This is a genomic window from Microcoleus sp. PH2017_28_MFU_U_A (assembly GCF_020738035.1).
Classification (GTDB): Bacteria; Cyanobacteriota; Cyanobacteriia; order Cyanobacteriales; family Microcoleaceae; genus Microcoleus.
In genome coordinates, this window is record NZ_JAEQCX010000208.1 from 1 (window position 1) to 4,996 (window position 4,996).

Annotated in this window: 5 protein-coding genes; 1 reads left to right on the plus strand and 4 read right to left on the minus strand. The window is 45.1% G+C overall.

Annotated features, from left to right (window positions below; all coding sequences use genetic code 11):
- Positions 1-72: 72 nt before the first annotated feature.
- From JGK14_RS33580 to JGK14_RS33590, 3 genes are all read right to left on the minus strand, one after another.
- Complete coding sequence (locus tag JGK14_RS33580; RefSeq protein ID WP_325315996.1) at positions 73-1,971, minus strand: NACHT domain-containing protein; 1,899 nt, start codon at positions 1,969-1,971, stop codon at positions 73-75.
- Between the two features lie 378 nt (positions 1,972-2,349).
- On the minus strand, positions 2,350-2,676 hold the full coding sequence (locus JGK14_RS33585) for a helix-turn-helix domain-containing protein (protein ID WP_293178127.1): 327 nt from the start codon (positions 2,674-2,676) through the stop codon (positions 2,350-2,352).
- Complete coding sequence (locus tag JGK14_RS33590; protein WP_293178124.1) at positions 2,673-3,047, minus strand: type II toxin-antitoxin system RelE/ParE family toxin; 375 nt, start codon at positions 3,045-3,047, stop codon at positions 2,673-2,675. The genes JGK14_RS33585 and JGK14_RS33590 overlap by 4 nt, the downstream gene beginning before the upstream one ends.
- A 153-nt stretch (positions 3,048-3,200) precedes the next feature.
- Between JGK14_RS33590 and JGK14_RS33595 the strand changes: the two genes are divergently transcribed.
- Positions 3,201-4,343 (plus strand): Rpn family recombination-promoting nuclease/putative transposase, encoded by a 1,143-nt coding sequence (locus JGK14_RS33595; protein WP_293212441.1) that lies wholly within the window; start codon positions 3,201-3,203, stop codon positions 4,341-4,343.
- Positions 4,344-4,518: 175 nt separating this feature from the next.
- Here the strand turns inward: JGK14_RS33595 and JGK14_RS33600 are convergent, their stop codons facing one another.
- On the minus strand, positions 4,519-4,671 hold the full coding sequence (locus JGK14_RS33600) for an NfeD family protein (protein ID WP_293203460.1): 153 nt from the start codon (positions 4,669-4,671) through the stop codon (positions 4,519-4,521).
- Positions 4,672-4,996: the final 325 nt, after the last annotated feature.

A 4,996-nucleotide genomic window follows, 5' to 3' on the forward strand; every position in this document is an offset into this window, starting at 1 on the left:
ACAATTGCTAGGGAACTCATAAATCATAAGTTAGGGTGAATCCGACTTCTAAACTCTAAACCTAAACCCTGTCTACTGTCTAGAACGAAATAGCCCTGGATACAATTCATAATCTAAAATTCGAGTAATTTTGAAGATGCGACTCAGCGTACCCTTAGTATTGGTAGTAAAATCAACACCTAGATCAAAGCATAAAGCTCGGACAGATGCAGCTTTGTATGGAGCATCAATCCAGAGAGCTAATTGATGTAATTGAGAGAGAAATTTTTGCACCCTAATATCAGAGATAACTAAATTGTCAATTTTTTGTTTCATCGCCGTTAGCAAAACATCTGCTTTCGGCAGCATTTCAACAGCCAATAAAAATACTTCCCTCCAGTGCCTATCTTGCACATGGCTTGTCAATTCATTCAGTATTGAATCATTTATTGATGACGGGTTACACTTCGCCAAAAACTGACGGGTTATCAAATATTCTTGAAATGTCAGGTGTGAAAATGACCAAACTTTCTGACTTCGCTCAATCAACAACCCATGCTGCGCTTCCATTGCCCTCAATACCACCCGACTATCCCGCTGCCCAATCCCCAAAAACTCCGCAATATAACCCTCTATTTCCGCCTGCTCAAACAACACATATTGCTCTTGCTCAAACTTCTTCACTGCCAGAAAACTCAATAACTCCAGCTTCCGCTCTAGCGACAAATCACGATAAATTTCATCCCGATCGATCTCCCGCGACTTGTCCCACTGTTCTAGCAGCAACTCCAACCCTTCTTCATAAAGCTTGGAACGCTTCGAGTAAAACTTCCCCGTCTGGTGAAACACGGCACAGGTCAAACTCAGCAAAATCGGCGTAATTGTTAACTCCCGAATCGGCTTATTTGCCTCTAAAAATAGTTGTTCTAAAAACTCTCGTGCTTTCGCCAATCCTCCTGACTCATCCCCCATCACCGTCTTAAACCAATGTTCTGAAAACGATCGCACCTGCGACTCATTAAAATCCGCTACCTCCACATAATCAAACTTCTCAAACCGCGATTCCTGACTCTGAGTCCGACAAGTTACAATTACCTGCACCTGCGGATAAATACGAGCAAACCGCTTGATTTCTTTGGCGATGTTCTTCCCATCTTCTCCCGTCACTTCATCCAACCCATCCAGCAGCACCAGCGATCGACCTCGATCGAATATCAATTGAGTTTCTGCATCCGATAACCGCCAGCATTCCTTTAGATAACGCTCTAGCGAATAGGCAACCTCACGCCCATCCTCGACAAAATTTCGCAGCCTAATCAAAACCGGAATCCGGTGCGCCTGTAAATTCCCTGCGTTGCACTCCCTCACCACTCGTTGCAAATAGGTGGTTTTCCCCGAACCCGGTTTGCCCACCACCATTAGGTTTGTATTCTTCGCCAGCACTTCTAACCCCGGCACTCGTTTCTGTTCCTTGCCCAAGCCAATGCGATCTAAACCTCGATGGCTGGGATTGTTCATGAAATCTTGGCACAAATCATCGTATTCCGATTTACGACTACTACTCAGTTCCTCCAGAATATTGACATCCACAAACAAGTCACCCAAAGGCACACAACGATCGATCCCCCAAAGTGGCATTGTGCTGTGCAAGCGTTGGATGTCATCATGGAGGCGCGATCGTACCTCCTGAACTAACGCATCAATATCATCTTTCAGGCTCTCCAGAGTCGGATCTGACAGCGAATTTGGTGGTTTACCTTTCTCCTGAACCTGTTCATCGTCGGGTTCCCATTTCAGTTTGAGCTTTTTGCAGATGCCAAGAAACTGCTTGCGCTGAACAGGTTCACCTTTGAAAAATTTGTTGATGGTGGTACGCGACATTTGTAATTGAGCAGCCAAATCGGATTTGCTACCAAATTTTGCTAATGCAATGTCCGCGTTTTTGAGTTGAGTTGGCGATAGCCTGAGAGATCGTCCGCTAGGTTCCGTCATGTAGTGGTTTCAGGTTTCTCCAATTATAGCGACGCGATCGTAACTTGGACAAACTTGTACATAACCTGAGCGGTGGGCGATCGGATCTAAAACGAGCCTCCTATCTTGCATTTGGCAGATTGTTGAGAGTTTCAACAAAGATGACCAACATGAAGATTTCAAATAAAAAGAAACTGCTCAAAGTAAGCGAGTTTGCGGTGGTAGGCGTTGCCACTTGCCTCAATCCCCAAGCAGGACTTCTGCTCTTTGTGCTCAAGCTGTGCTTTCTAATCCTGACAGAGTTGCAGAAAGATGAGAGAGACGAGTCAAATAGATAAAAGCTAGAAGCCCCGATCGCCTTTGCGAAAAAATTCAACAGGGCGATCGGTTCCCCAATTCCTATAGCAATATCACAGTTTCAGCAGATTGATTTCCCCCATTACGAGGGCGAAGATGTAAGGTGATTTCCGTATCGAGTCGCTTCAGGAAAATCAGTAGTTTTCCTTCGCTGAACCGTTGAAACTCTCCGTTCATTAAATGAGATACTTCTGGCTGTGGAATTCCAAGTAATTCGCTCATTTCACGCTGTTCTAAGTTGCGCTGTTTTAACAGGCGAAGTACCTGAATACCGATTTTACCTCGCGCAAAAAGTTCATCAGCATCTGCCAATCCAAGGTCAGCAAATACATTACCACTGCTTTCTTCAAAAATAGTTTCTTCTGTCATAATTGTTCCTCCCTAGCTAGTGCGTCTTGATAGCGTTTTTTAATTAAGTCAACATCAGCCTGTGGGGTTTTAATCCCTTGCTTTGATTTCTTCTGAAAAGCGTGCAATACATAGATTTTTTCACCAATCTTTACAGCATAAACTGCCCTGTAAGTATCGGTATCGTAACGTTTGACGATTTCATACACACCGCTTTCCACCCCTTTAAAGGGCTTGGCTGACAAAGGTGTTTCCCCAGCTTGCACCAGTTGTAGGGAATAACCTACGGCTTTTTGTACCTCTTCAGGAAACTCGCGGATATTTTTGCGAGAGTCTCCCATCCAAACAAGAGGTCGTAAAGGCACTTCTGTAGTATCTTTGTTATCGACCATTTTATCCGAAATTTCCTGTAAAAACAAAGTTAGACAATAGCATAAAATGTTGCCAAGCCTAAAAATCAATTTCCCCGATTGTGGGTTCTTGCGTTATGTTTGTTCCTCTCTTGGCATGGTATAGTACCCATCTTCGATTCCCATCGACAACTCATGAAAACAGACACCATTTTCTACAGCCTGTTTCAGGAATTTCCCAGCTTCTTCTTTGAACTGATCGATCGCCCTCCAGACGAAGCCACCGCCTATGAATTCACCTCCCGCGAAATCAAACAACTCGCATTCCGCATCGATGGCTTATTTCTGCCCACAACCGAAGCACCGGAAAAACCATTTTACTTGGCGGAAGTTCAGTTTCAACCCGATCCCGACTTGTACTACCGCATCTTTGGCGAACTCTTTCTCTATCTGCGACAATACAAACCCGTCAATCCTTGGCGCGTCGTTGTCATCTATCCCAGCCGCCGCATCGAACACGAACAGATGCTGCAATTTCAGGAACTCTTAACCAGTCAGCGCGTCCAACGGATTTACCTCGATGAATTGCCAGAAGCCGCCGATCGCTCGCTGGGAGTCAAAATTGTTAAACTGGTAATCGAGCCAGCAGAGACAGCCGCAGAACAAGCACGCCAATCGATCGCAATGGCCCGACAGCAGTTGTCCGATCCCACCGTTTTGCGCGATTTAATCAACCTCATCGAAACAATTATCGTCTACAAACTCCCCCAGAAAAGCCGCGAGGAAATTGCCACCATGTTGAATTTAAGCGAACTCAGACAAACTCGATTTTATCAGGAAGTCAAGCAAGAAGGTTTAGAAGAAGGACTCGAACAAGGACTCGAACAAGGTGAGCAGCAGGCGAAGTTAGAAGCCATTCGTCGGATGATCGCGTTTGGAATGAATTTAGAGACGATCGCACAATTATTAGATTTGTCTGTAGAATTTGTGCGGCAAACAATTCACAAAATCCAACGGGAATCCATGTCAGTCCCCGAACAAAAGATTGACTCGTTGATCGAACTATTAACTCACCAGCGATCGCTCTTTTCGGCCACACAATTAACTGAACTAGCGCAGCTAATTGAACCCTTATCCGATAAAAGCGATGTTCTTTCAGAAGTGATTTCATCCTGGGCTGAAAATTACCCTTCAATTCAGGAAGCTCAATCCAAACTGCTCGAACCACTACCGCCAGCTAAAGCATCAGAAACAACAGCAGTCAGTCCAGAAAGTAGCGAATCTCAAATGGGCGATCGCCCCAACAAACAAGCTCTCAAAAATGCCATTTTATTGTAGCTATAATCCGGCGGTTGAAACCGCTACTACACAAACAAAGCCCGGATGGTGCGCGGGCTAAGAAATAAAGGGGGTACTTAAGCCTAATTGCCGCTCAACAACAGAACAGTAAGAGCCCCGACTTCTTGAAGAATTCGGGGCTCTTACCGTGAAAAGGTTTAGATTACTTTCTCTTTTAGTCGGCGGGAGTGAGGGAAACTAAAAGAGTGATTTTGTCAACGCCGATGACATAAACAGTATCTCCGGGTGTGAGGGTGATTTGGCGATCGCACCGTGCGGGCCACCAGCTACCTTGGAAGCGGACGCGACCTGTTTGATTCGGGTAAATCGATTCATCGACGACTGCTTCTTCGTGATGTAGTTGTCCACTAACATATTGTTTTCTGTGCTGTAGGTGTGAACAGAAAAAATCGCACCGAAAGCTTTTGCTAAGTTAAACATTTCCCTGACTCCTTTTGTATTAAAATATATCGAAGTTTAATCGCCTGTTTCTGCTATTTGAAAGGTCGCATTTCCTAGTTGTTCATCCTCTGATTTAGTCTGCGGGAGTGAGCGAAACTAACAGAGTGATGCTGTCAACGCCGATGACATAAACCGTGTCTCCGGGTGTGAGAGTGATTTGGCGATCGCACCGTGCGGGCCACCAGCTACCT

Excerpts from the sequence above, each read along its gene's own strand:
- JGK14_RS33580 (WP_325315996.1), bottom strand. The coding sequence starts at position 1,971 with ATGACGGAACCTAGCGGACGATCTCTCAGGCTATCGCCAACTCAACTC.
- JGK14_RS33595 (WP_293212441.1), top strand. The coding sequence starts at position 3,201 with ATGAAAACAGACACCATTTTCTACAGCCTGTTTCAGGAATTTCCCAGC.
- JGK14_RS33585 (WP_293178127.1), bottom strand. The coding sequence starts at position 2,676 with ATGACAGAAGAAACTATTTTTGAAGAAAGCAGTGGTAATGTATTTGCT.
- JGK14_RS33590 (WP_293178124.1), bottom strand. The coding sequence starts at position 3,047 with ATGGTCGATAACAAAGATACTACAGAAGTGCCTTTACGACCTCTTGTT.